This window comes from Streptomyces sp. a15 (assembly GCF_059026085.1).
The window spans coordinates 16624-41272 of the sequence record NZ_JBWLKM010000013.1 but is presented as its reverse complement, the minus strand read 5'-3'; the positions used below and the strand labels follow the sequence as shown (position 1 = coordinate 41272).

21 protein-coding genes and 2 pseudogenes are annotated in these 24649 nt (G+C 71.6%); 14 read left to right on the top strand and 9 right to left on the bottom strand.

Annotated elements, in window-relative coordinates:
• Position 1 precedes the first annotated feature (1 nt).
• From AC5P09_RS16300 to AC5P09_RS16265, 8 genes and pseudogenes are all read left to right on the top strand, one after another.
• Positions 2-1426, top strand: coding sequence for a CitMHS family transporter (locus tag AC5P09_RS16300; protein WP_493874597.1), 1425 nt, complete (start codon positions 2-4; stop codon positions 1424-1426).
• Positions 1427-1476: 50 nt separating this feature from the next.
• Positions 1477-2721, top strand: coding sequence for an MFS transporter (locus AC5P09_RS16295; protein ID WP_493874693.1), 1245 nt, complete (start codon positions 1477-1479; stop codon positions 2719-2721).
• A gap of 134 nt (positions 2722-2855) precedes the next feature.
• Entirely contained in the window at positions 2856-3431 is a 576-nt protein-coding gene (locus AC5P09_RS16290) for a hypothetical protein (RefSeq protein ID WP_493874596.1), read from the top strand.
• Positions 3432-3738: 307 nt separating this feature from the next.
• A pseudogene (locus AC5P09_RS16285) lies at positions 3739-4479 on the top strand (class F sortase); the annotation flags it as partial.
• Positions 4480-4650: 171 nt separating this feature from the next.
• Positions 4651-5988, top strand: a complete 1338-nt coding sequence (locus AC5P09_RS16280) for an ABC transporter ATP-binding protein (RefSeq protein WP_493874595.1) — start codon at positions 4651-4653, stop codon at positions 5986-5988.
• A 215-nt stretch (positions 5989-6203) separates the two neighbouring features.
• Complete coding sequence (locus tag AC5P09_RS16275) at positions 6204-7592, top strand: aldehyde dehydrogenase family protein (protein WP_493874594.1); 1389 nt, start codon at positions 6204-6206, stop codon at positions 7590-7592.
• An 11-nt stretch (positions 7593-7603) separates the two neighbouring features.
• Positions 7604-8686: a Zn-dependent alcohol dehydrogenase gene (locus tag AC5P09_RS16270; RefSeq protein ID WP_493874593.1), complete on the top strand. Its 1083-nt coding sequence runs from the start codon at positions 7604-7606 to the stop codon at positions 8684-8686.
• Between the two features lie 127 nt (positions 8687-8813).
• Positions 8814-10136: an MFS transporter gene (locus AC5P09_RS16265; RefSeq protein ID WP_493874592.1), complete on the top strand. Its 1323-nt coding sequence runs from the start codon at positions 8814-8816 to the stop codon at positions 10134-10136.
• Here the strand turns inward: AC5P09_RS16265 and AC5P09_RS16260 are convergent.
• The 3 genes from AC5P09_RS16260 to AC5P09_RS16250 all read right to left on the bottom strand — a co-directional run bounded on the left by AC5P09_RS16260 (position 10128) and on the right by AC5P09_RS16250 (position 12768).
• Complete coding sequence (locus AC5P09_RS16260) at positions 10128-11087, bottom strand: DMT family transporter (protein ID WP_493874591.1); 960 nt, start codon at positions 11085-11087, stop codon at positions 10128-10130. The genes AC5P09_RS16265 and AC5P09_RS16260 overlap by 9 nt on opposite strands.
• A gap of 284 nt (positions 11088-11371) precedes the next feature.
• Positions 11372-12085, bottom strand: a complete 714-nt coding sequence (locus tag AC5P09_RS16255; protein ID WP_493874590.1) for an ArsR/SmtB family transcription factor — start codon at positions 12083-12085, stop codon at positions 11372-11374.
• Positions 12086-12126: 41 nt separating this feature from the next.
• Positions 12127-12768 carry a TetR/AcrR family transcriptional regulator gene (locus AC5P09_RS16250; RefSeq protein WP_329342224.1) on the bottom strand — a complete coding sequence of 214 codons (642 nt, stop codon included), beginning with the start codon at positions 12766-12768 and terminating at the stop codon, positions 12127-12129.
• 90 nt (positions 12769-12858) lie between these two features.
• Between AC5P09_RS16250 and AC5P09_RS16245 the strand changes: the two genes are divergently transcribed.
• The 3 genes from AC5P09_RS16245 to AC5P09_RS16235 all read left to right on the top strand — a co-directional run bounded on the left by AC5P09_RS16245 (position 12859) and on the right by AC5P09_RS16235 (position 15092).
• Entirely contained in the window at positions 12859-14010 is a 1152-nt protein-coding gene (locus tag AC5P09_RS16245) for an acyl-CoA dehydrogenase family protein (RefSeq protein ID WP_493874589.1), read from the top strand.
• A 121-nt stretch (positions 14011-14131) separates the two neighbouring features.
• A complete protein-coding gene (locus AC5P09_RS16240; RefSeq protein WP_493874588.1) occupies positions 14132-14377 on the top strand; it encodes a YiaA/YiaB family inner membrane protein in 246 nt (81 codons plus the stop codon).
• Between the two features lie 91 nt (positions 14378-14468).
• The gene (locus tag AC5P09_RS16235; protein WP_493874587.1) at positions 14469-15092 is read left to right on the top strand and encodes a TetR/AcrR family transcriptional regulator; all 624 of its coding nucleotides are present in this window, start codon (positions 14469-14471) and stop codon (positions 15090-15092) included.
• Positions 15093-15104: 12 nt separating this feature from the next.
• Here the strand turns inward: AC5P09_RS16235 and AC5P09_RS16230 are convergent, their stop codons facing one another.
• Complete coding sequence (locus AC5P09_RS16230) at positions 15105-15566, bottom strand: MaoC family dehydratase (RefSeq protein WP_493874586.1); 462 nt, start codon at positions 15564-15566, stop codon at positions 15105-15107.
• Between the two features lie 103 nt (positions 15567-15669).
• On the opposite strand from AC5P09_RS16230, the gene soxR reads away from it, so the two are divergent.
• Positions 15670-16143, top strand: coding sequence for a redox-sensitive transcriptional activator SoxR (gene soxR / locus AC5P09_RS16225; RefSeq protein ID WP_493874585.1), 474 nt, complete (start codon positions 15670-15672; stop codon positions 16141-16143).
• Positions 16144-16324: 181 nt separating this feature from the next.
• Here the strand turns inward: soxR and AC5P09_RS16220 are convergent.
• Positions 16325-16582 (bottom strand): annotated as a pseudogene (locus AC5P09_RS16220) (RNA ligase (ATP)); the annotation flags it as partial.
• 148 nt (positions 16583-16730) lie between these two features.
• On the opposite strand from AC5P09_RS16220, the gene AC5P09_RS16215 reads away from it, so the two are divergent.
• Entirely contained in the window at positions 16731-17471 is a 741-nt protein-coding gene (locus AC5P09_RS16215) for a hypothetical protein (RefSeq protein ID WP_493874584.1), read from the top strand.
• Here the strand turns inward: AC5P09_RS16215 and AC5P09_RS16210 are convergent.
• Positions 17417-18145, bottom strand: coding sequence for a 3-keto-5-aminohexanoate cleavage protein (locus tag AC5P09_RS16210; protein WP_493874583.1), 729 nt, complete (start codon positions 18143-18145; stop codon positions 17417-17419). The genes AC5P09_RS16215 and AC5P09_RS16210 overlap by 55 nt on opposite strands.
• A gap of 98 nt (positions 18146-18243) precedes the next feature.
• Positions 18244-18846, bottom strand: coding sequence for a hypothetical protein (locus AC5P09_RS16205; protein ID WP_493874582.1), 603 nt, complete (start codon positions 18844-18846; stop codon positions 18244-18246).
• Positions 18847-19087: 241 nt separating this feature from the next.
• Between AC5P09_RS16205 and AC5P09_RS16200 the strand changes: the two genes are divergently transcribed.
• A complete protein-coding gene (locus AC5P09_RS16200) occupies positions 19088-21886 on the top strand; it encodes a penicillin acylase family protein (protein ID WP_493874581.1) in 2799 nt (932 codons plus the stop codon).
• Positions 21887-21904: 18 nt separating this feature from the next.
• On the opposite strand, the gene AC5P09_RS16195 is transcribed toward AC5P09_RS16200, so the two are convergent.
• The gene (locus tag AC5P09_RS16195; protein ID WP_493874580.1) at positions 21905-23224 is read right to left on the bottom strand and encodes a serine-threonine protein kinase; all 1320 of its coding nucleotides are present in this window, start codon (positions 23222-23224) and stop codon (positions 21905-21907) included.
• 102 nt (positions 23225-23326) lie between these two features.
• Entirely contained in the window at positions 23327-24559 is a 1233-nt protein-coding gene (locus AC5P09_RS16190; protein WP_493874579.1) for an exo-beta-N-acetylmuramidase NamZ family protein, read from the bottom strand.
• Positions 24560-24649 lie beyond the last annotated feature (90 nt).

Below are 24649 nucleotides of genomic sequence, written 5' to 3'. Positions count from 1 at the left end.
CATGCTGACCATCCTCGGCTTCGCCATGATCGCGACCTTCCTGGTCCTGATCATGATGAAGAAGATGTCGCCGATCGCGGCGCTCGTACTGATCCCCGCACTGTTCTGTGTGTTCGTGGGAAAGGGCGCCAAGCTCGGTGACTACGTCATCGACGGCGTCACCAGCCTCGCCCCCACCGCGGCGATGCTCATGTTCGCGATCGTCTACTTCGGTGTGATGATCGACGTCGGCCTCTTCGACCCGGTCGTTCGCGGGATCCTGAAGTTCGCCAAGGCCGACCCGATGCGGATCGTCGTCGGCACCGCCGTCCTCGCCGCGATCGTCTCGCTCGACGGCGACGGCTCGACCACCTTCATGATCACCGTCTCGGCGATGTACCCGCTGTACAAGCGCCTCAAGATGAGCCTGGTCGTGATGACCGGTGTCGCCGCCATGGCCAACGGCGTGATGAACACCCTGCCGTGGGGCGGCCCCACCGCCCGCGCCGCCACCGCCCTCAAGCTGGACGCCAGCGACATCTTCGTCCCGATGATCCCCGCCCTGCTGGTCGGCCTCCTCGGCGTCTTCATCCTGTCGTACGTCCTCGGTGTGCGTGAGCGCAGGCGGCTGGGCGTGCTGACGCTGGGCGAGATCCTGGTGGACGAGAAGGTCGAGGAGAAGGAGACCGAGACGGTCCTGGTCGGCGCGGGCGGTTCCGGCGACGGCAAGACCCCGGCCCGCACCGGCGGCGCGGGCTTCGGCACCGACGCCGGTGCCGAAGCCGGTGCCGACGGCGATGACGACTTCCAGGGCCTCGACCAGAACCGGGCCACCCTGCGTCCCAAGCTCCTGTGGTTCAACTTCCTCCTCACGGTCGTGCTGCTCACCGCCATGATCATGGAGTACCTGCCGATCCCGGTGCTGTTCCTGATCGGCGCCGCGCTCGCGCTCACCGTGAACTTCCCGCACATCCCCGACCAGAAGGCCCGCCTCGCCGCCCACGCGGACAACGTCCTCAACGTCTCCGGCATGGTCTTCGCCGCCGCCGTCTTCACCGGCGTCCTCCAGGGCACCGGCATGGTCGACAGCATGGCCAAGTGGATGGTGGACGTCATCCCGGAGGGCATGGGCCCGCACATGGCCCTCGTCACCGGCGTGTTGAGCCTTCCCCTCACGTACTTCATGTCCAACGACGGCTTCTACTTCGGCGTCCTCCCGGTCCTCGCCGAGGCCGGCGCGGCGCACGGCGTCTCGCCGCTGGAGATGGCCCGCGCCTCGCTGGTCGGCCAGCCGCTGCACATGTCGAGCCCGCTCGTCCCGGCCGTCTACGTCCTGGTCGGCATGGCCAAGGTCGAGTTCGGCGACCACACCAGGTTCGTGGTCAAGTGGGCCGCGCTGACATCTCTGATCATCCTCGGGGCAGGAATCCTCTTCGGGATCATCTGACGGACCCGTCGACCAGACCCGTCGACCAACTCGCCATGGAGGAAACGACCGTGAGGCCCGGTGCGAACCGCGGCTGGCTGCTCCGCCTCGTCATCGCCTTCAGCTTCGCGCAGGGGGCGGTGTCGATGGCCCGGCCCGCCGTGTCCTACCGGGCCCTCGCGCTGGGCGCGGACGAGCGGGCGATCGGCGTCATCGCGGGCGTGTACGCCCTGCTCCCGCTCTTCGTCGCGGTACCGCTGGGCCGACGCACCGACCACGGCCGCTGCGCGCCCCTGCTGCCGGCCGGGGTGGTCCTGATATCCGGCGGCTGTGCACTCAGCGGCCTCGCCAACTCCCTCTGGGCCATGGCGGTCTGGAGCGGGGTGATGGGCCTCGGCCACCTCTGCTTCGTGATCGGCGCCCAGTCGCTCGTGGCCCGCCAGTCCGCCCCGCACGAACAGGACCGCAACTTCGGCCACTTCACCATCGGCGCCTCCCTCGGCCAGCTGGTCGGCCCGATCGCGGCGGGCGCCCTGATCGGCGGCCGGGACATGGCGGGCACCAGCGCGCTCGCCCTGGTCGTCGCGGGCGCGGGAGCCGCGGTCGCGTTCACGTCCCTGTGGCGCATAGAGGACCGTACGACGGTCAAGTCCCGTACAGGCCAGGGCGACCGCGTCCCCGTCCAGCGCATCCTGCGCGCCCGGGGCGTACCCGCCGGCATCTTCATCAGCCTCTCCGTGCTCTCCGCGACCGACATCCTCACCGCCTACCTCCCGGTGGTCGGCGAACACCGGGGCATCGCCCCCTCCGTGATCGGCCTCCTGCTCAGCCTGCGGGCCGCGGCCACGATCGCCTGCCGCCTGGTACTGACGCCACTGCTGCGGCTGTTGGGCCGGGCGCTGCTGCTCACCGTCACCTGTCTGCTGGCGGCCGTGCTGTGCGCCGGCATCGCCCTGCCGGTGCCGGTGTGGGGCCTGGCCGTGATGCTCGCGGCCCTCGGCTTCTGCCTCGGCGTGGGCCAGCCGCTGTCCATGACGACCGTCGTCCAGGCCGCCCCCGACGGCGCCCGCTCCACCGCCCTCGCCCTGCGCCTGACCGGCAACCGCCTCGGCCAGGTCGCCGCGCCCGCCGCGGCCGGCCTGATCGCCGGGGTCGCGGGCGTGGCGGCGCCGTTCGTGATGCTCGGCGCGCTGCTGCTGGTGTCCTCGGGGGTCGCGCTGCGGTCGCCTTCGCCGGGCGGGCCGGCCGGGGAACGGGCGCCGGACCCCGAGCCCCGCAGAGCGGGGGTCGCACTGGACCGGAAGAGGGATGTCTGACGGGACGTAGGGCGCTGCTCCCACCATCCGCGGCGCGGATGTGAAAGAGAGTCAGATCAACTGCGATTTGTACGAAAATCGTCTGACTCGGAGGGGCCCGCATTTCCACCACGCTTCTTCCGCGCCGCGCCGGAATGCGCACCGCCGCCCTCGCGGCGCTCACCGTCACCGTAGGCGCGCTGGCGGGGACGACGACGGCAGTCGCCGTGCCGGCGGCACCCAGTGACCCCGACACCGTCAAGATCCACAGCGTGGAGCCGACCCGCACGACGCCCCCCGGTGACCCGAAGGACGAGTCGAAGGTCTGCAAGTTCTACCTCGACGCCAACGAGTTCGACCTCAACCAGACCGTCAGATGGTCCATCGTGACGCAGCCTCTGGTGCCGGGCGGCGCGACCCGCGACGGTCTCCTCAACCTCCCGGACGGCACGGGCAGCAGCGAGATCGTGACGCTGCCCGACGGCATGTACAAGCTCACCTGGAACATCGTCGGCGCGGCCGGCGCGGGCAAGACCAAGGTGTTCACCGTCGAGTGCAAGGACCAGCCCGCCGCCGCCGGCGTCCCGAACGGTGGTCCGCCCGCCGGTGGCGGCGGCCTCGCCCGCGCCGACGCCTTCACCCCGGTCGCCGGTGCCGCCGCCGTGGGCCTGGCCGCCGTCGGCGGGGTGGCCTGGTTCCGGCTCCGTCGCCGCTTGCATGGCGCCGCGTAGACGGACCCGCAGGCCCTGGTACCGGAGGCGCGCCTACCGCCTGGCGAGGACGGCCGTACTGACCGTCTCCCTGGTGGTGGGCGGCGTCTGGTGGGCGCAGCACGTCGACGAGGCACCCGCCGGGGCGGCCGCCGCCGCTGCCCCGGGCCCTCCTGCCGACGTGCCCGCGGTGTCACAGCAGGGGCGCGCGACCGGCACCGGACTGCACGGGGGTCGCCCCGAGCCGTTCGGCGCCGGCGGCGCGCCCGGCGCTCGCCGAGAGCCGCCCGAGGGCCGAGCCGACGCCAGGACTTCGAGGCCGCAGCGACCGCGACCGGCCGTCGACGCGGCCCGGGCGAAGCCGCCGCGGCCCGGGGCCGGTGCGGGTGCGGCGAAGTCCGCACCACCCAGGGCCGGCACCGGCCGTGCCCGGCACGAGCCGCCCAGGGCGGGCAGCGCTGCGAGCAGGCCGAAACCGCGGCCGCCCGGGGCGCGGGCCGGCGCGCGGACGGCGCAACCCCGCCGGCCGGCACCAAAGCCCCGGTCCGTCCGCCGCCCCCCGGCCTCGTCGCCGGAGCGCTCCCTGCCCCGCTCCCGTGCCACCCGGCTGGCCATCCCGTACCTGAAGGTCGACGCCCCGGTCATGGCCCTCCGCCTCGACCGCGAGCGGCGCCTGCCCGCACCGCCGGACGACCGTCCGAACCTGGTGGGCTGGTACGACGGCGGACCGACGCCCGGCGAGCAGGGGACCGCCGTCGCCGTCGGCCACCTCGACACCGACACCGGCCCCGCCGTCTTCGCGGGCCTCACCGAACTGAAACCGGGCCGCACCGTCGAGATCAGACGCGCCGACGGACGGACCGCCGTCTACACCGTCGACGCCATCAAGAAGTACGAGAAGAAGGACTTCCCCGACCGGGAGGTGTACGGCGCCCGCGGCCGCCCCGAGCTGCGGCTGATCACCTGCGGCGGCACCTACGACCGCAGGACCGGCTACTCGGGCAACGTCGTAGTCTTCGCCCACCTCACCCAGGTCCGCGAACCCGGCAGGGCCGCCCGCACTCGCTGAATCCGGCCGTCCGCTTTCTCACCGACTGGACGGGAGCGCCCGATCCGGCCCCTTCTCTTCCCCCGGCCGGGCACGGTCCGTTAACTTCCGTGACTCACAAGCCCGTACGACCCGCACGGGACATCCGACCGCGGAGCACCAGCGCCCAAGTGAGCCCCCGGGGGCACTGCCATGACACGCGCCATCTCTCTGCACGACGTGAGCAAGACCTACACGCGAGGCGTCCGCGTGGTGGACCGGCTGTCGCTGGACATCGCGCCCGGCGAGTTCCTCGTGCTGCTCGGCCCCTCGGGCTGCGGCAAGTCCACGGTGCTCAGAATGATCGCCGGCCTGGAGGAGATCACCGAGGGGCAGCTGCTGCTCGACGGCGAGTACGCCAACGACCTGCTCCCCGCCGACCGGCGCATGGCGATGGTGTTCCAGAACTTCGCCCTCTACCCGAACATGACGAGCCGCGGCAACATCGGCTTCCCGCTGCGCATCGAGGCACCCGGCGAGGACCCGAGCCCGCGGGTGGACGCCACCGCCCGCATGCTGGGCATCGAGGACCTCCTCGACCGCCTCCCCGGCCAGCTCTCCGGCGGCGAACGCCAGCGCGTCGCCATGGGCCGGGCGATCGCCCGCCACCCCTCCGCCTTCCTGATGGACGAACCGCTGTCCAACCTGGACGCCAAGCTCCGCAACCACCTGCGGGCCGAAATAGCCGCCCTCACCCGTCAGTTGGGCGTCACCACGGTCTACGTCACCCACGACCAGGCCGAGGCCATGTCGCTCGGCGACCGGGTGGCCGTCATGCGTGGCGGCGTCCTCCAGCAGGTAGGCACCCCGCGCTCGGTGTACGCCCTGCCGCGCAACGTCTTCGTCGCCGCCTTCATCGGCACCCCGCGGATCAACCTGCTGCGCGGCCTGGTCCGCGCCCCGCTGGACGGCGCGATGACCATCAGCCTCGGCAAGCAGTACCTGCGGCTGCCCGAACCCCTCTGCCTGGACCACCAGTTGCTCCGCGTCCAGCAGGGTCGCGAGGTCATCGTCGGCCTGCGCTCGGAGGCCGTCCGCCTCGCCAAACCGGCCGACGCCCGCCCCGGCGAGGTGGCGATCAGCGGCCTCGTGGAACACGTGGAGTTCCAGGGCCACGAGGTCCTCGTCCACTTCAACACCGGCTCCCGCCCAGCCCTCGTACCGGAGCTGGAGGCCCCACGCCCCGCCGCCCCCACGGACCGGCGCCGCCGCCGCGAGGGCACGGTCCTGAACCGCTTCCGGGAGCGGGCGGGCGCCCTGCGCGCCGGCCCGGTGGTGGTCCTGGACGACGCGACGAACCCCGCCCCCGAACCCGCCCCGGCCGACGGCCGCCTCCCCGGCGACCTCGTCGTGCGCACCACCCCCGACATCGACCTCCGCCGGGGCATGCACGTCCCCCTCCTCGTCGACATCGCCCACCTGTTCGTCTTCGACCAGCACGGCGAACGTATTTCCCCGGCCCCGGCGCGGCTGCCCGACCTGGAGGAGTGACGCGGGCGGCGGGGGACGGGCGGAAGACCGAGAGGGTCCGGCGGGCGTACGAGACGGCCTTCGGGCGGGAGGCCGTGGCGAGGGCGGACGACCGGGCGCGGGTCGGCTTGTGATGTCCTGGGCGTCCGGCTGATCCCCAGAGACGTCTGGCGCCAGAAAACTAACGCCGCTAGTTTATGGGGCGGACGACGCAGCCCCGCCCGGGAGGACGCACGATGAAGGCACACGACGGCATGTACATCGACGGCGAGTGGCGCCCCGCCGCCGGCCCGGACACGATCGAGGTCGTGAACCCGGTCGACGAGCGGATCGTCGGCCGGGTCCCGGCGGGGGCCGCCGAGGACGTCGACGCCGCCGTACGGGCCGCCCGTGCCGCCCTCCCGGCCTGGGTCGCGACCGGCCCCGCCGAACGGGCCGCGCGCCTGGCCGCCCTCCGGGACGTCCTCGCGGCCCGCAAGGACGAGATCGCCGAGACGGTCACCGCCGAACTCGGCTCGCCCCTGAAGCTCTCCCAGACCGTCCACGCGGCCGTACCGATCGCCGTCGCCGGTTCCTACGCCGAGCTGGCGGCGACGTACGCCTTCGAGGAGAAGGTCGGCAACTCGACCGTCTTCCACGAGCCGGTCGGCGTGGTCGGCGCGATCACGCCGTGGAACTACCCCCTGCACCAGATCGTCGCCAAGGTCGCCCCTGCGCTGGCGGCGGGCTGCACGGTGGTCGTGAAGCCCGCCGAGGACACCCCGCTCGTCGCCCAGCTCTTCGCCGAGGCGGTCCACGAGGCCGGCGTGCCGGCGGGTGTCTTCAACCTGGTCACCGGCCTCGGCCCGGTCGCCGGACAGGCCCTCGCCGAGCATCCGGGCGTCGACCTGGTCTCCTTCACCGGCTCCACCGCCGTCGGCAGGCAGATCGGCGCGACGGCGAGTGCCGCCGTGAAGAAGGTCGCCCTCGAACTGGGCGGCAAGTCCGCCAACGTCATCCTCCCGAGCGCCGACCTGGCCAGGGCGGTCAACGTCGGCGTCGCCAACGTCATGTCCAACTCCGGCCAGACCTGCAGCGCCTGGACGCGGATGCTGGTGCACCGGGAGCAGTACGACGAGGCGGTCGAGCTGGCCGCCGCGGCCGCCGCGAAGTACGGCGACCGCATCGGCCCGGTCGTCAACGCCAAGCAGCGGGAACGCGTGCGGAGTTACATCGACAAGGGTGTGGCGGAAGGCGCGCGGCTGGTCGCGGGCGGCCCCGAATCCCCTCGCGAACAGGGGTACTTCGTCAGCCCCACCGTCTTCGCCGACGTCACCCCCGACATGACCATCGCGCAGGAGGAGATCTTCGGCCCGGTCCTGTCCATCCTCCGCTACGAGGACGAGGAGGACGCCCTGCGCATCGCCAACGGCACGGTCTACGGCCTCGCGGGCGCCGTCTGGGCCGGTGACGAGGAGGAGGCGGTGGTCTTCGCGCGCCGCCTGGAGACCGGGCAGGTCGACATCAACGGCGGACGCTTCAACCCCCTTGCCCCCTTCGGCGGTTACAAGCAGTCGGGCGTCGGCCGGGAACTCGGTGCGCACGGTCTCGCCGAGTACCTCCAGACCAAGTCCCTGCAGTTCTGAGGAGCGTTCACGTGGTCCGTGCCGCCGTACTTCCCGCCGTCGGCGCTCCTCTGGAGATCGCCGAGATCGACCTCCCGGACCCCGGCCCCGGCCAGGTTCGCGTCCGCCTCGCCGCCGCCGGCGTCTGCCACTCCGACCTGTCCCTCTCCAACGGCACCATGCGCGTCCCCGTCCCCGCCGTCCTCGGCCACGAGGGCGCCGGTACGGTCGTCGCCGTCGGCGAAGGGGTGGCGGACATCCGGCCCGGTGACGCCGTGGTCCTCAACTGGGCCCCTTCCTGCGGCAGTTGCCCCGCCTGCTCGCTCGGCGAGGTCTGGCTGTGCGCCAACGCCCTCAACGGGGCCGCCGACGTATACGCCCGTCGCGCGTCCGACGGCAGCGACCTCCACCCCGGCCTGAACGTCGCCGCGTTCGCCGAGGAGACGGTGGTGCCGGCGAGCTGTGCGCTCCCTCTGCCCGAAGGCATTCCGCTCACCGACGCGGCCCTCCTCGGCTGCGCGGTCCTCACCGGCTACGGCGCCGTCCACCACGCGGCGCGGGTCCGCCCGGGGGAGACCGTCGCGGTGTACGGCGTCGGGGGAGTGGGCCTCGCCGCCCTCCAGGCGGCCCGGATCGCCGGCGCGTCCAGGATCGTGGCGGTCGACATCTCCCCGGCGAAGGAGGAGCTGGCCCGGGCCGCCGGCGCCACCGACTACCTCGTCGCCTCCGACACCATCGCCCGCGAGATCCGCGCCCTCACCGGCAAGCAGGGCGTCGACGTGGCCGTCGAGTGCGTGGGCCGCGCGGCCACGATCCGCACGGCCTGGGACTCCACCCGCCGCGGCGGCCGTACGACGGTCGTCGGCATCGGCGGCAAGGACCAGCAGGTCACCTTCAACGCCCTGGAGCTCTTCCACTGGGGCCGGACCCTCGCGGGCTGCGTCTACGGCAACTCCGACCCCGCCCGGGACCTGCCGGTGCTCGCCGAACACGTCCGTGCGGGCCGCCTGGACCTGGGCGCCCTGGTGACGGAACGGATCGGCCTGGAGGGCATCCCGGCGGCGTTCGAGAACATGCTGGCGGGCAAGGGCGGCAGGGCGCTGGTCGTGTTCTGAGGCCTGTGGGTCGCCCGGAGCCCCTCGGGTGCTCCGGGCAACCTTCGTGCACACCCGTTGACCCCATACCGTCCGGTCAGTATGTTCCCGGGAACGTCCCCACCGCACCCACCGGAGTGTGCACGCAATGGACACAGCACCACCCGCTCACCCCCTCCCCACCACGGCCCTCCCCAAGGCCGGCCACCGCCGCGTGGCCACCGCGGCGGCGCTCGCCTCCGCCGTCGAGTGGTACGACTACTTCGTCTTCGGCATAGCCGCCGCCCTCGTCCTCGGAGACCTGTACTTCCCGGCGGGCAGCTCCAGCGCCGGAGTCCTCGCCTCCTTCGCCACCTTCGCGGTCGGCTTCCTCGCCCGCCCGCTCGGCGGCATCGTCGCCGGCCACCTCGGCGACAAGCGCGGCCGCAAGCCGATGCTGGTCCTCGCGCTCACGCTCATGGGCCTGGCCACCACCGGCATCGGCCTGCTCCCGACGTACGACACGATCGGCGTCGCCGCCCCGATCCTGCTGGTCGCCCTGCGCGTCGTCCAGGGCGTCGCGGTCGGCGCGCAGTGGGGCGGCGCCATGCTGCTGGCCACCGAGTACGCCCCCGAGGGCAAACGCGGTGTCTACGGCAGCTTCGTCCAGCTCGGCGTTCCCATCGGCGTGGTGACGGCCAACTCGGTCTTCCTGCTGGCCGGCGCGTTCACCACGGACAGCGAGTTCGCCGCGTGGGGCTGGCGGGTCCCGTTCCTCATCGGGCTGTTCGTGCTCGTCCTCGCCTGGTACATCCACACCAAGGTCGAGGAGACGCCCGCATTCCGGGAGGCCGAGCAGGCGTTGACGCAGAAGGAGAAGTCCGAGCAGAGCTCCCCACTGCGCACGATCCTCCGCGACCACCTCGGCACGGTGCTCCTGGCCGGCGGCTCCTTCGCCGTGAACACCGCGACGTTCTACATCATCATCACCGGCGTCCTCGACTACACGACCCGCGAACTCGACATGAAGCGCGGCGCGGTGCTCACCGTCTCGCTCTGCGTCAGCCTCACCCAGCTGGTGCTGATCCCCGCCTCCGCGGCGCTCTCCGACCGCGTCGGCCGCATCCGGATCTACGCGTTCGGCGCGGCCGGCATCGGGCTGTGGGCCGTACCGATGTTCCTGCTGATCGACACCGGCTCGCTGCTGTGGCTCGCGGTCGGCACCTTCGTCGCCAGCTGCTTCCTCAGCATCATGTACGGCCCCCAGGCCGCCCTGTTCGCCGAGCTGTTCACCGCCGAGATGCGCTACACGGGCGCCTCCCTCGGCTACCAGATCGCGGCGGTGTTCGGCGGCGGGCTCGCGCCCTTCCTGATGGTGCTGCTCCTGGAGGCCACCGGCACCTCGATGGCGGTCTCCGCCTACATCATCGGGCTCGCGGTGATCGCCCTGCTCTCCATCAAGGTCCTCGCGGACCGGGCTCGTTCACGCTGACGGCCCGGCCGCCTTCTCGGGCCGCGGCTCCGGTACCGCTCCCGGAGCCGCGGCCTTCCGCGTGCGCGAGCGCGACACCGCCACCCCGGCCAGGCACAGCAGGCCGCCCGCCAGCGTGAGCAGTCCCGGCACCTCGCCGAGCGCCACCCACGACATCAGGACGACCAGGGCGGGCACGGCGTACGTGGTCGCGCCCATGCGGCTGGCGGTCGTACGGGACAGGGCGTACGCCCACGTCGTGAAGGCCAGCGCGGTCGGGAACACGCCCAGGTAGACCATGTTGAGGGTCGCCGAGACCGGCGCGTCGGCGGCCTCGTGGACGAGCTGACCGGCGAACGGCAGACACACCACGGTCCCGACCAGGCACCCGAACGTCGTCACCTGCAACACGCTCGCCCGGCCGAGGGCGGGCTTCTGCGCCACGACACCGGCCGCGTAACCGACCGCGGCGAGCAGGCACAGCACCACACCGAGCAACGACGACCCGCCGCCGCCCGACATCGACAGCCCGACCGTGACCGCGCCCGCGAACGACACCGCCATCCCCGCCAGCAGCCGCGGCGGCATGGCGTCGCCCAGAAACCGCGCGCCGAGCAGGGCGATCAGGATCGGCCCGATGTTCACGACCAGGGCAGCCGTACCGGCGTCCACCTGCTGCTCGCCCCAGTTCAGGGCCACCATGTAGAAGCCGAACCACAACACCCCGGATATCGCGATCCCCCGCCACGCCGAGCGTGGCGGCAGCCCCTCCCGCCGTACGAGACAGATCACCCCCAGCGTCAGCGCCCCCGCGAGCAACCGCCCGAGCGCCAGGGCACCCGGCGAGTACTCGGCCCCCGCACTGCGGATCGACACGAACGCGGAGGCCCACAACACGACGGTGACGGTGGCAGCCCCGGCGGCGAGCAACTGGGAACGACGGGCGGGACGGGACGGGGAGAGGGTCATCATGCTCCAGAGGCTAGGAGGGAAGTGGGGTTGAGGGCTCGCGGATTTCGGACGTCGAAGGGGGCCGGGTAAAAGGCCGTGTCACTGGGCATGGCAACTGCGGTGCCTGGCAAGCGGCGTGCAACCGCCCCCCAGGAGGTGCGGTGCCCGGCAAGCGGGCCTGCACCGCACCCCCAGGGGCGCGGGGCTGCATCGACATGCGGCTCCGCCGCGTGGGCGCGACCAGCCCCCGCACACCCGCACCCGGCACACCACACAAGCCCACCCCCGTATCCGCCCGCCCAAGCTCAGCGCAGCGCACCCGCCGAGATCCCCAGCAGCTCCGACAGTGCCCGCGAACCCGCTCCCGTCACCTTCACCGCCCGCTCGGACCCGATCCGCACGCACCACCCCGCATCCAGCGCATGCCGGCACAGCGCCGCGCCCGCGACGCCCGCGAGGTGGGGGCGACGCTCGGTCCAGTCGAGGCAGGCACGGGCGAGCGGGCGACGGCTCGAACGGTCGAGGCGGATCCCGGCGGCGTCGAACCAGCCGACGCCCGCGTCCGTCAGTGCGAACCCGGTGTCCTGGCGCAGCAGTTCGCGTGCGGTCAGGGCGTCGGTGACCGCGATGCCGAGCCGCCCCGCGAGGTGGTCGTAGCACGTGCGGCCGCGGGCCATCGCCGACCCGGCGGTGGACTCGCGCAGATTCCGGGGCCGTACGGCGTCACCGCCCGGAGCGACCTGTGCGGCGAGGTCCTCCACCAGTTGGGCGACCCGCGCGTCGGCCAGCCGTACGTACCGGTGCCGCCCCTGACGTTCCTCGGTGAGCAGCCCGCCCGCGACGAGCTTGCCCAGGTGTTCGCTCAGGGTCGACGGCGCGACGCCCGCGTGCCGCGCCAGCTCACCGGCGGTCCAGGCCCGCCCGTCGAGCAGCGCGAGCAGACAGGCGGCCCGGGTCTCGTCGGCGACGAGACCGGCGAGACGGGCCAGCGGGTGCGCCCGTGGGTCCTTCGTGGTCATGCGTCCCAGCATGGGACACGGACGGTTCGGCGCCGGCCGAACTATGCGGTGCGCCGCACCTGCTCGTACTGCTGCACCAGCCCGTCCAGCAGCGCGGTCAGCCCGGTCTCGAAGGCCCGCTCGTCGATCTTCTCCTGCTGTTCGGCGAGGAGGTGGGCCTGCCCGAGGTGCGGGTAGTCGGCGGGGTCGTACGCGCTCGCGTCGTCCACGAAACCCCCGGCGAAGGAACCGAGCGCGGAGCCCATGACGAAGTACCGCATCAGCGCGCCGATGGAGGTGGCCTGCGCCGGTGGCCAGCCCGCCTCGACCATCGCGCCGTAGACGGCGTCGGCGAGACGGAGCCCGGCCGGGCGGCGGCCGGGGCCGCGGGCCAGTACCGGGACGATGTTCGGATGGTCGCGCAGGGCGGCCCGGTAGGAGACCGCCCAGTCGTGCAGCGAGGTCCGCCAGTCCCGTCCGTCCTCGAACATCGACAGGTCGACCTGCGCGCTCACCGAGTCGGCGACCGCCTCCAGGATCTCGTCCTTGGTGCGGAAGTGGTTGTAGAGCGAGGGCCCGCTGACCCCCAGCTCGGCGGCGAGCCGGCGCGTGGAGACGGCCGCCAGGCCCTCCGCGTCCACGAGCACCCGGGCGGTGGCGACGATCCGGTCGGTGCTCAGGAGGGGCTTGCGCGGTCGGGCCATGGCGCACATAGTAGGGCTGCGCGCGTAAACTAGCAGTGCTAATTTAAATGGGCGGCTGAATGTGCAGCTTTCACACTGGGGTGGCACGTCATGAACCTTGAGCTCAGCGAGGAGCAGACCGCGGTCCGGCAGCTGGCCCGGGACTTCGTGGACCGCGAGATCGCCCCTCACGTCATCGCCTGGGACCGCGCCGAGGAGGTCGACAGGTCGATCGTCAAGAAGCTCGGGGAGGTCGGCTTCCTGGGGCTGACCATCGACGAGGAGTGCGGCGGCTCGGGCGGCGACCATCTCGCGTACTGCCTGGTCACGGAGGAACTCGGCCGCGGCGACTCGTCCCTGCGCGGGATCGTCTCCGTCTCGCTGGGGCTGGTCGCCAAGACCGTCGCCGCCCGGGGGAGCGAGGAGCAGAAGCGGCGGTGGCTGCCGGGCCTCACCTCCGGCGCGTACGTCGGCTGCTTCGGCCTCACCGAGCCGGGCACCGGGTCGGACGCAGGCAACCTCGCCACGCGCGCAGTGCGCGACGGCGACGACTACGTCATCAACGGCACCAAGATGTTCATCACGAACGGCACCTGGGCCGACGTCGTGCTCCTGTTCGCCCGCTCCACCGACGCCCCCGGCCACAAGGGCGTCTCCGCCTTCCTCGTGCCGACCGACACCCCCGGCCTGACCCGCCGCGCCATCCACGGCAAGCTGGGCCTGCGCGGCCAGGCGACCGCGGAGCTCGTCCTCGAGGACGTACGGGTGCCCGCCTCCGCGATGCTGGGCGAAGAAGGCAAGGGATTCTCGGTCGCCATGTCGGCCCTGGCCAAGGGGCGGATGTCGGTGGCGGCGGGCTGCGTCGGCATCGCCCAGGCCGCGCTGGACGTGGCCGTCCGGTACGCGGGCGAGCGCGAGCAGTTCGGCAAGACCATCGCCCACCACCAGCTCGTCCAGGAGCTGATCAGCGACATCGCCGTCGACGTGGACGCCGCGCGCCTGCTGACCTGGCGGGTCGCCGACCTGATCGACCGCGGCCTGCCCTTCGCCACCGAGTCCTCCAAGGCCAAGCTCTTCGCCTCGGAGGCGGCCGTCCGCGCCGCGAACAACGCCCTCCAGGTCTTCGGCGGCTACGGCTACATCGACGAGTACCCGGCGGGCAAGCTGCTGCGGGACGCCCGCGTGATGACTCTGTACGAGGGCACCAGCCAGATCCAGAAGCTGGTGATCGGGCGGGCGCTGACGGGGGTTTCGGCGTTCTGAGGGCTTCTGAGGGCTTCCGAGGGCTTCCGAGGGCTTCCGAGGGCTTCCGAGGACTTCTGAGTACGTTCTCTGAGTACTTCGGCGGATGTGGCACGGGCCACGTCCGCCGATCCTTGTCCCCATGAGTGACACACAGGGCAAGCAGCAGAACACGGCCGCGTTCTACGGGCAGGCCGTCGCGTCCTTCTCCGTGGCCATGGCGGCCACCGGCATCGGCATCTACAACCTTCAGGGCGACGCCTGGGTGCGCGGCTTCCTCGCGATCGCCGTCCTGTACCTGGTGACCTCCACCTTCACCCTGTCCAAGGTGATCCGGGACCGTCAGGAGGCGGCGAGCGGGGCGTACCACCCGTTCGAGAAGCTCTGAACCCGTTTCGCGCAGCGCTGAGCGGCCACGCTAAGCGCTCGCTCACCTTCGGCGGTATGGTGTGGGTCGTGCCAGTCGAGAGGGGCCAGTGATGAATACGGCGGAGGAGACGGCCGGCGGCGAGACGTCGGCGTGGGGCGAGGTCACGCCCGACGCGGCCCGGCGGCTGCTCGTCGCCGCGGTGGAGGCCTTCGCCGAGCGCGGCTACCACGCCACGACGACCCGTGACATCGCGGGCCGCGCCGGCATGAGCCCGGCCGCGCTCTACATCCACTACAAGACCAAGGAAGAACTCCTCCACCGCATCAGCAGGATCGGCCACGAGAAGGCCGTGGAGATCCTGCGCGTGGCGGCCGGGGGCAAGGGCAGCGCGGCCGAGCGGCTCGCCGACGCGGTCAGCTCCTTCGTCCGCTGGCACGCGGGCGGCCGTACCACCGCGCGGGTCGTGCAGTACGAACTCGACTCCCTCGGCCCGGACGCCCGCGCCGAGATCCTCGCCCTGCGCCGGCAGTGCGACGCCGAGGTGCGCGGCATCATCGAGGACGGCGTGGCGGCGGGCGAGTTCGACGTCCTGGACGTCCAGGGGACCACGCTCGCCGTGCTCTCCCTGTGCATCGACGTGGCCCGCTGGTTCAACGTCAAGGGCCCCCGCACACCTGAGGAGGTCGGCGCGCTCTACGCCGACCTCGTGCTGCGGATGGTGGGGGCGAAGTAGGCCGGCGGGGTGTCAGAGGTAGTACCGGGACACGGACTCCGCGACGCACACCGGCTTGTCCCCGCCCTCGCGCTCCACGGTGAAGGCGACGGTCACCTGGACCCCGCCCTGCACATCGTCGACGCCGGTGATCGTGGCGGTCGAGCGCAGCCGGGAGCCGACCGGGACCGGGGCGGGGAAACGGACCTTGTTCGACCCGTAGTTGACGCCCATCTTCACGCCCTCGACCTTGATCAGCTGAGGCCCGAAGAGCGGGAGCAGGGACAGGGTCAGGTAACCGTGCGCGATGGTCGTCCCGAACGGCCCCGAGGCGGCCCGCTCCGGATCGACGTGGATCCACTGGTGATCACCGGTGGCCTCCGCGAACAGGTCGATCCGCTTCTGGTCGATCTCCAGCCAGTCGGTGTACCCCAGCTGCTCGCCCACCGCCCCCTTCAGGTCGTCGACGGACGCGAAGATCCTCGGCTCTGTCATGTCCCGGCCTCTCGTGTGATGTCTAAGCGACTGCTTAGCATGGTCGGCTGCGCATCCCATGTCAACGGACCGGCGCGAGGAGGGAGTGGGTAGGCTCCGAGGAGTGCCCCAGATTCACGAGAAGATCCATGAGCTCACGGTCGGCCAGCTCGCCGCCCGCAGCGGCGCCGCCGTCTCCGCCCTGCACTTCTACGAGTCCAAGGGCCTGATCAGCAGTCGCCGCACCGCGGGCAACCAACGCCGCTACTCCCGTGACGCCCTGCGCCGGGTCGCCTTCGTCCGCGCCGCCCAGCGCGTCGGCATCCCGCTCGCCACGATCCGCGAGGCACTCGCCGAGCTCCCCGAGGAACGCACCCCCACCCACGAGGACTGGGCCCGCCTCTCCGAGGCCTGGCGCTCCGAACTCGACGAACGCATCAAGCAGCTCAACCGCCTCCGCGACCACTTGACCGACTGCATCGGCTGCGGCTGCCTCTCCCTGGACACCTGCGTCCTGTCCAACCCGGACGACGTGTTCGGCGAACGGCTGACGGGTTCGAGACTGCTGGTCGAACAGCGGAAGGACCGACAGGCGTAGCGCCGGGTCCGTCTGCGCGGCCATGGCGGGGGCTGTCCGCGCCGTCGTGGCCAGTGGCCTGGTGGCCGCAGCATCATCCGTGCGGCTGTGGCCGGGGCTGTTCGTGCCGTGGCGGCGGGTTCGGAAGGCGTCGCCCCTGAGAGCTGTACGCGCAGCGGTGGCCGCAGCTTCGTCTGTGCGGCGAGAGCTCACCGCGCAGCCGCACCGCCTTGACCCGGTCGTGGTTGCCGCCCGCCAGACGCCCGGTCAGCCCCAACTCCTCGATCAGTCCGGCCGGGAGCACGGACTGCTCGGGGATGTATACGGCGGCCTCACCGGTGCGGTACGCGCCCTTGGCGACGACGGCCCGGTACAGACCGACCTGCGCCAGTTCGAGCGCGTCGGCCTTGGGATGGTCGTGGACGGTCAGTACTTCGGCGGTGACGCGGAGCGTCGACATCGGGACTCCTCCGGTTCTTCAGGGGTGTCTCATCGCCTCCCAATGTCCGGACCCGAAAGCGCTGGAGTGAGCGGATTTCCCCCTGGTAGGGTCGCGATCTTCGGCCGACGGCGATGCCCGGCACGGAGTCCCGACGGGACGAACTCCCATGTCCTCACCCGCCCTTGACGCCGCGCTCGCGGACATCGACGCGGTCTTCAACGGTTTCGCCAGTCCGGCGGAGACCGGCTGCGAGTACTGCTTCCGCCCCGAGGAGACGGCGTATCTGCGCACGCCGTACACACGCGTGCCCACCGATCTGGTCGCCCGGTTCCTGTTCAAGGATCCCCTCCACTTCGAGGACCACGCCGCCGTGACCCGGCGCCTGCTGCCGCAGACGGCGCACGCGATGGTCGACGGCGCCCTGCACGACGTCGGCTGGGGCCACCACGCTCTGAGCCGCGTCAACTGGCGTGCCTGGCCCGCCGATCAGGCGGCCGCCATCGAGGCGTTCGTGCTCGCGTGGTGGCAGGACGTCCTCAGGACGCCCGAGCCGCCGTATGCCGTCTCCGACGTGTTCGAGACCTGTGCCTCCATCGCCGGGAGCGTGACATCGTTCCTCGACGCGTGGGCGCCGGGCCCGGTCGCCGACCGGCACCTGGTCCGCTGTGCCGACTGCTGGCTCTATGACCTGGTCTCCGACTGTTCCCCGTTTCACTGGTGGGACAGTGACGACGAGGACGAGGACGAGGGCGTCCCGGCGCTGCGCGCCTGGCTGTCCCGCCCCGGTGCCGCCCGGCTGTTCGCCCTGGACCAGCCCCACTTCGCGATACGTGCCAGTCTTCTCGCCCTGCCCTACGAGGAGCGTATGTGCCATCCGTACTGGACGAGCCCCTCCGCCACCAACTGAGCGTTGGACAGGGCACGTCGCCCGTCGGGAAGGGCCAGCGTGTCCTCCAGTCCCACTCGGGTCGCGAGGCCGAGACGTCCGGCCAGCCGCAGCACCGGCCACGCGCCGCCGTCCTCGCCGTGCAGCAGCACCGGGCGGCCGTGCGCGGAACCGAGGTCGGCCAGGAGCGCACGCGCGGTGTCCTCGGCGGTCTCGGACGCCGGGTCCGTCACCTCCGCCAGCACCCGCAGTACCTTCGGGCCGAGCGGCGAGACGGCGAACCGCGCGGCCCCGTCCGTACCCGACCAGATGCCGGCCTCGACGCCCACGCCGAGGTCGATCAGCGCGGCGGCCAGCTCCTCGGCGCCGGGTTCGTGCCAGTTGACCGAGGCGTGGTCGGGCAGGATCGTCCAGCTCCGGACGCGGTCCAGTCGGGCCGCCGGATCGGGCTCCGCCCAGGTGCCCGTGGTCACACCGACCGGCACCGACACCCGCGCACGGATCGCCTCGAGCGTCGCCGCGATCACGCGCGGCGACAGACTGTCCTGCCCGCACGGCGTCTTGGGATGGACATGCACGTCCGTGGCACCGGCCGCGACGGCCTCGGCCGCGGACTCGGCCAGCGCCTGCGGCGTGAGCGGCACCATCGCACCGTCGGCGGCCCCGCGGGGCCCGTTCACACACACCTGCACCATGACTCGATGGTGCCAGTCACCACTGACAAAACAGGGGGTGCGGCATCCCCGGCGCACCCCCGCACGCACGGTTCCTAGGTTCGCTCCGGTCAGTCGGGTCAGGCCGACACGAGCAACCGTCCGCGCCTGGCATCCGCCAGGGCCTCGGGTGTGAGCACGGGACGCGGTACGAGAATTCCGCAGTTCGTGCAGACCGGACCCGTAGAGGGTTCGTGGTCCAGTTCGTACTTCCAGACGAGGCGCTCCCCGCCGCACACCGGGCATTCCGCGCCCGGCTCCCGCTCCAGCGCGGAGATCAGCCGGCGCAGCACCTCCGCCAGCGGTTCGTGCGGGTGGACCCGTGGGTCGTCGCACCAGGCGACTCCGAAGCCGCCCCAGGTCAGGCGGTGCCAGTCGTCCACGGTGCCGGGCCTGCGCAGCCCGTCGTGCTTCTCCTTCTTGCGCCGCTCGGCGAATCCGGCCTCGTAGGCCAGCCAGACCGAACGCGCCTCTTCCAACTCCTCCAGTGCGGCCACGAGCCGCGCTGGGTCGGGGGACCGGTCCTCGGGACCGAACCCGGCTCGCGAGCACAAATGGTCCCAGGTCGCCCTGTGGCCGTAAGGGGCGAACCGCTCAAGGCACTTGCGCAGCGAATAACGCCGGAGCGCCAGATCGCATCGTGGATCGCGCACCTGTCTCGCCAGACTCCGGAAACCGGCCATCGCCCTGCACCTCCGTCACACCTGCACCTGTACTTCGGTCACTTCGGCGTCGTCGTACGGACTTCGCGTGGACTTCGCACGACGTTGCCGAATAGACGTATCGACAAGCGATTCGGCTCCATCCGATTTCCGATGACCCCCATAAGCGATGCCACCGACTCCGAAAAGTGACGCATGTTCATCTTCAATCCCGGGGATACCGGCGGTAACGTCCGGCCCATCCCCGTCGGTAGGAGCTGTCATGCCTCGGCGCACCTCACGCACCGCACTCGACAGACTGAGAACTCCCGGCAGATTCCCCGGGTTCCTGAAGTCCGCCTCCGTATGCGTCCTGATTGCCGGTCTTTTGTCCCCGCTTTCCCAAGCAGCGGCGGCGGCGGACCCTGCGACCGTGGAGGCCGCGGTGGCGAACGACTACTGCGGGGGCCGGTGTTCCGACATCCTGCCGCCCGGCCAGAACGGCAACGCCACCCTCGCGCAGATCCTGCTCAACCAGGCCTTCGGCGCCCAGCCCGCGCACGCCGAGGACCAACTCGGCCCGTACGCCAACCTGGCGAAGGGCTATCCCGCGCTCACCGACGCCACGATCAACACCTTCTTCAACGACGCGTCTTTCGGGGTCCCTGCCGATCAAGTCGCCTCCACGCTCAGGCCCGCCGGTCGCAGCGACGTGACGATCGTCCGCGACAAGAAGACGGGCGTACCGCACATAACCGGTACCACCAGATACGGCACGGAGTTCGGAGCGGGCTATGCGGCGGCTGAGGACCGGCTGTGGCTCATGGATGTCTTCCGTCACGTCGGACGCGGTCAGCTGACTCCCTTCGCGGGCGGCGACCCGTCCAACCAGGGCCTGGAGCAGCAGTTCTGGCGCACCGCCCCGTACACCGAGGCCGATCTCCAAGCGCAGATCGACAACGCGGTCGCCACCAACGGAGCCCGCGGGCAGCAGGCCCTCGCCGACGTGAACGCCTACGTCGCCGGCATCAACGCCTACATCGACGCCTCCGACAGCGGCCGCTACTTCCCGGGCGAGTACGTCCTGACCGGTCACAAGGACTCCGTCACCAACGCCGGCACGATCGACCGCTTCAAGCCCACCGACCTGGTCGCGCTGGCCTCCGTGATCGGCGCGCTCTTCGGCTCCGGGGGCGGCGGCGAGGTGAACAACGCGCTGTCGCTGCTCGCCGCCCAGCAGAAGTACGGCGTGAGCGAGGGCACCAAGGTGTGGGAGTCCTTCCGCGAGCGCAACGACCCCGAGGCGGTCCTGACCCTCCACGACGGCAGCTTCCCGTACGCCTCGAAGCCCGACGACGCCCAGGGCGAGGCCCTGCCCGACGCCGGCTCGGTGGCTGCGGAACAGCTGGTCTACGACCGTACGGGCAGCGCGGCCACGTCGAGCGCCACCACCGCCTCCACCACGGCCGCGAAGACCGCCGTCACCTCGGCCAAGCGAGGCATGTCCAACGCCCTGGTGGTGAGCGGCGAGCACACCGCGAGCGGCAACCCGGTCGCCGTCTTCGGACCGCAGACCGGCTACTTCGCGCCGCAGCTGCTCATGCTCCAGGAGATCCAGGGCCCCGGCCTCAGCGCCCGCGGCGCCTCCTTCGCGGGCCTGAGCATGTACGTCGAGCTCGGCCGCGGCCAGGACTACGCGTGGAGTGCCACCACCTCGGGCCAGGACATCATCGACTCCTACGCCGTCGAGTTGTGCCAGGACGACTACCACTACCTGTACCGCGGCACCTGCACGGCGATGGAGAAGATCGAGCAGAAGAACGCCTGGACCCCGACCACGGCCGACGGCACCGCGGCCGGCTCGTACACGATGCGGGTGTGGCGGACGAAGTACGGCCCCGTGGAGTACCGCGCGACCGTGGGCGGCAAGAAGGTCGCCTACACCACCCTGCGCTCGTCCTTCATGCACGAGGCCGACTCGATCATCGGCTTCCAGATGCTGAACGACCCGGACTACGTCGACGGTCCAGAGACCTTCCAGAGTGCGGCGCAGCACATCAACTACACCTTCAACTGGTTCTACGCCGACTCCGAGCACACCGCGTACTACAACAGCGGCGACAACCCGGTGCGGGCCACCGGCGTCGACGCCGAGTTCCCGGTGTGGGCGCAGCCGGCGTACGAGTGGCGGAACTGGGACCCGGCGACGAACACGGCGCAGTACACGCCGGCCTCGGCCCACCCGAACTCGATCGACCAGGACTACTACATCTCCTGGAACAACAAGCAGGCCAAGGACTACACGACCGCCTCCTGGGGCGACGGTTCGGTGCACCGCGGCAATCTCCTCGACGACCGGGTGAAGAGACTGGTCGCCGCGGGCGGGGTCACCCGGGCCTCGCTGGTGAAGGCGATGGCCGACGCCGGGCTGGCCGACCTGCGGGCGGAGGACGTGCTGCCGGACCTCCTGAAGGTGGTCACCAGCTCGCCGGTGACCGACTCGACGGCCGCGGCGGCGGTGAGCAGGCTCCAGGCGTGGGTGACGGCGGGCGCCAAGCGCACGGAGACGACGGCCGGTTCGAAGACGTACGCCAACGCCGACGCGATCCGCATCCTGGACGCGTGGTGGCCGCTGCTGGTGAAGGCGGAGTTCGAACCGGGCCTCGGGAGCGACCTGTACACCGCGTTCACGAACAACCTGCCCGTCGACGAGACCCCCTCGGCCGCCCACGGCCCGACCGGCGCCCACGCGGGCAGCGCCTTCCAGTACGGCTGGTGGAGCTATGTCGACAAGGACATCCGGGCCGTGCTGGGCGAGTCGGTCCAGGGGCCGCTCGCGCGGAAGTACTGCGGCGGCGGCAGCCTCACCGCCTGCCGGGACGTCCTCATCAGCACCCTGAAGGAGGCGGCCGGCAGGACCGCCGCCCAGGTCTACCCCGGTGACGACCTGTGCTCGGCGGGCAACCAGTGGTGCGCCGACTCGATCGTCCAGCGCACGCTGGGCGGCATCAAGCACGGCAACATCAGCTGGCAGAACCGGCCGACGTTCCAGCAGGTCGTGGAGTTCACCTCGCACCGGTAGGGCGCGGGTGGCGGCGGGTCAGCGGATGCGGCCCGCCGCCACCACCAGCTGTGCCAGCTCCCGGTGCACGATGTCGCTGTGCGCGCCGGACGGCGCTCCGCCGCGCCTGACCACCTCGGCCGCGTCGACGTTCACGCACCCCGAGGCCGGCAGCTTCGCCTTCAACGCGGCGGCGAGCGTGAACGACTGGGTGCCCGGCACCGCCTGCACGCCGCCGTAGCCCATCGCCCCCCACTTGGCACCGAGGCCGCGTGCCAGGGCCAGTTCGGCGGCGGCTCCCTGCGCGTCGCCCGCCATCCGCGAGGCCAGCGGGTAGAGGGTCCCGAGGGCCGAGTCGTGCCGGGAGTGACAGCACACCAAGGGGCCGTCGATCCGTAGGTGCTGCCCCTGGAGCACCCCTCCCGCGCGCGCGTCGTGCGGCAGCCGCGCCGCGAACGCGTAGTGGGAGAAGGCTCCTTGGAGCAGCGTCACCGACTTCACCGTGCGCACGCCCTGCGGCAGCCCGCGCAGCGCGAACGACACCAGCCGGGCGCCGAAGCTGTGCCCCACCAGGTGCCCCCGCACGTTCGGTGCCTTCGCGGCCAACTGCCCGACCACCCGCCCGAGTCCGCGCTCGCCGACGGTCCCCGCGCGCCGCTTCATGGCGTAGTACGTCGCCTGGCGCAGCAGTTCGTGCGCGCCGTCCCACGGGTTGGGCAGCGAGAACCCGGCCGCCCCGCCCGGGGACTCGAGTTCCGCCAGCGCCCGCGCGAACTCCTCGCAGATCTCCGCCGTGGACCCCGAGAACATCAGGGGCTCGCTCTGCTGCACCCCTTCAGCCATCGTGTCCGCCGCGAACAGCACCTGCGGTCCCGGCGGCACGACGTCCACCAGCAGGCGCACCAGCCGCCCGAACTCCTCCAGCTCCCGCTCCTCGCGCGGCTGCTGGTCCAGCATCCGCGCGATCTGGTCGATCACGGTCGCCCGCCCGGGGAAGGTCTCCAGCAGCGCGTGCCGGGTGTCCTTGTCGAGCGCCGGACGCGGCGGCAGCTCGGCGGCCACGGCCCGCGGGAAGTCCGGGATCGGCTCGTCGGAGAACCGCATCGACGGCCAGACGACACCGACGTACCCGAGTCTGGCCGCCGGGGCGAGCGCCGGGATCGGGGCGAAGAAGCGGCTGTAGAGGCGGGTGGCCCCCGAGCGGTCGCTGTTCCAGCCGTGCGAGAAGACCACGAGGTCGCGCACGTCGTGTTCCGCGACCCCGGCCAGCAGCCGGTCCCGCTTCCCGCCGTCCGTGTCCCCGTCCGCGTCGAAAGTGAGCTCCCAGTACGGACTCACGCTCATTGCCGGCTCTGCCATGACGGGCCCCCTCGTCCCCCGGAGCGGTGCGATGTGCGCGCATCGTCCCGCTACCCCTCGGAGTTGGCCATACGTCGTGACTCATCCGGGTGAATCATCGGCTCACCGGTAGACGAGGTACTCCCGCCGCACCCTCCGGAAGGCCGCCAGCTCCTCCTCCCAGCCCGCCACCACCTCGTCGGCACCCGCCCCCGCGTCGATCATCGTGCGCACCAGCGTGGAACCCGTGAGCTTGTCGATCCAGTTGTCCGCACGCCAGGCGAAGCCGCTCCACACCTTCTTGGCGGTCACCAGGAGCGCGATCCCGGTGCGTACGGGGTCGTAGGCGTCCCGGTCGTGCACATGGACCTGCACGCCCCCGATCGTCTTCCCCTGGAACTTGGAGAAGGTGGGTGCGAAGTACGCCTCCCTGAAGCGCACCCCGGGCAGCCCGAGTCCGTTCGCCGCCTCGGCCCACCGCCCGTCGACGCCCTCCGCGCCGAGCAGTTCGAAGGGGCGGGTCGTGCCACGCCCCTCCGAGAGGTTCGTCCCCTCGAAGAGGCACGTCCCCGAGTACACCAGGGCGGTCTCCGGCGTCGGCATGTTCGGGCTCGGCGGCACCCAGGGCAGCCCCGAGTCGTCGTACCACTCGGACCGCTTCCACCCGCTCATCAGTACGGCGTCCAGCTCCACCGGCGCGGCCAGGAACTCCCCGTTGAACAAGCGGGCCAGCTCCACGACTGTCATCCCGTGCGCCTGCGCGATCGGCTGCCGCCCGACGAAGGTCGCGAACTCCTTGTGCAGTACGGGTCCCAGGGCCGCCCGTCCGGTCACCGGGTTGGGCCGGTCCAGGACCACGAACCGCTTCCCCGCGAGCCGGGCGGCCTCCATGCAGTCGTACAGCGTCCAGATGTACGTGTAGAAGCGCGCGCCCACGTCCTGGATGTCGAAGACGACGGTGTCCACGCCGGACGCGGTGAAGATGTCGGCGAGCGGCCGGCCGCTCTTCAGGTACGTGTCGTAGACGGGTAGGCCGGTCGCCGGGTCGTCGTAGCGGCCCTCGGAGCCGCCCGCCTGCGCGGTGCCCCGGAAGCCGTGCTCGGGGCCGAAGACGGCGGTGAGGTTCACGCGGTCGTCGGCGTGCATGACGTCGACGATGTGGCGGACGTCCCTGGTGACGCCGGTGGGGTTGGTGACGATGCCGGTGCGCTGGCCGCTGAGCTGGGCGTAGCCGTCTGCGGCCAGGTTCTCGAAGCCGGTTCGCCTCCGGCGGGTGGCCGCGAAGGTCGGGGAGGCTGCGGGGACTGCTGCTGCTGCCGTTGTTGCGGCGAGGAAGGTCCGTCTGGGTAGGTGCATGTGACCTCCTGGGATGTGGACGTCGGCATGGGCACGGTATGTGCTTCCGCGGGTTGTGTGGAAGGTGCGGGTCGTCTGTGGCTGGTCGCG